Genomic DNA, 1,474 nt, shown 5'->3' with positions numbered 1-1,474 from the left:
CTAGTACTCCAGCCCGACTTTTGTGATCAATTGAGTTGTAGGGCTGCGGCCTGGCGGTGGTAGTGGCTGGCTTGTGCGCGTGCCTGGTGGCGGCGTCGCCACCAGGACCAGGCCAGCACGAAGCCGGCGGCCGGGGCGGGTCGGGGCATCGCGAGCTGGATGATGAGGTGGCGGACCTCGTTGACGGTGAGCGGGATCAGCCCGTCGGCGGGTTCGGTGTCATGGGCCCGGGCGGTGGTGACGGCGAGGAAGGCGTGGGCGAGCATCGCGAGCAGGGTCCAGCGGTGCCAGCTGGTCCAGCGGCGGACCTGGTGCTCGTCGAGGGCGGCGAGTTCCTTGGAGGACTGGAAGTCGTCCTCCACGTTCCAGCGGATCCCGGCGACACGGACATAGGTGGCCAGCGGGACCGGGGTCGGGTGGTGGGTCCGGTAGAACGCGTACTCGCCGGTGGTGATGTTCCGGCGGATCAGGAGATGGTGTTGGCCGGGTAGATCCTGGCCGGTGGTCGCGATCAGCGCCCAGTCGTAGAGCCGCTGGCCCTTGGCCCCACTGCCCGCGGAGATTCTGTTCCAGGCGGTGGCGGGCAGGGTGACGGCGAGGTCGATCGCTTTCCTCCTGCCGGCCTTCGTGTCGATCTGGTGGGTCTTCGCGACCGCGAGGACGTAGCCGAGCTCGCGGCGGGCGAGGGTGGCGCGTAGCGCGGGGTCGTTGCCGTAGACCTCGTCGCCGGTGGCCCACCGGCCGGGGACTCCGGCGTCGAGCGCGGTCTCGACCAGGCGGCGGGCGAGTGCGGGCTTGGTCTGGAACGTCAGGTCGTCGGGGACACCCGCGGCCCGGCGGCGTTCCGGGTCCGCCATCCACGATCTCGGCATGTACAGGGCGTTGTCGAGGAACGCGTGCCCGGTCGGGGTGGCGTAGGTCAGGTAGACCGCGACCTGCGCGTTCTCGATCCGGCCGGCTGTGCCGGTGTACTGGCGCTGGACACCGACGGTCATCGATCCCTTCTTCACGTCGCCGGTCTCGTCGAAGACGAACACCGCCTCGGGGTCGCCGAGCCGTTCGACGACGTAGTCACGCAGGTCAGCGCGCAGACCGTCGTCGTCCCACACCGCCTCGGCCAGGAAATGCTGCATCCCACCCGGTGAGGCCTCCCCGGCGTACTCGGCCAACGTCCAGCAGTTCACCCGCGGTAGCCCGGCCATCAGACCGCGCAGGAACCGGCGCATCCGCCGACGGGACTCCGGCCGGGCGAACCGGCGGTCGAGCCGGCCCGCGAGCCCCTCGAATGCTTCAAGCCACCCGTCGGGGTCTACGCTGGGGCACACGGCCACCGGCTGATCTTCACGTGTCGTCACAAACCGCGAGGATCTCCGGTGGTCCTTTTCGTTCCCGGGCCAGGGTCCCTGCTCAGCCCCGCCGCCCAACCATGACGCACCAGACCTAAACGATCACAAAAGTCGGGCTGGAGTACTAG

The 1,474-nt window shown here is 69.4% G+C and carries 1 protein-coding gene; it reads right to left on the bottom strand.

The window, feature by feature from the left end:
* Positions 1–26: 26 nt before the first annotated feature.
* Positions 27–1,331 carry an IS701 family transposase gene (locus C1A33_RS25245; RefSeq protein ID WP_115538014.1) on the bottom strand — a complete coding sequence of 435 codons (1,305 nt, stop codon included), beginning with the start codon at positions 1,329–1,331 and terminating at the stop codon, positions 27–29.
* Positions 1,332–1,474 lie beyond the last annotated feature (143 nt).

Source organism: Frankia canadensis (genome assembly GCF_900197875.1).
Lineage (GTDB): Bacteria > Actinomycetota > Actinomycetes > Frankiales > Frankiaceae > Frankia > Frankia canadensis.
The sequence above is the reverse complement of the archived record's forward strand: the minus strand, read 5'-3'. Positions and strand labels throughout refer to the sequence as shown.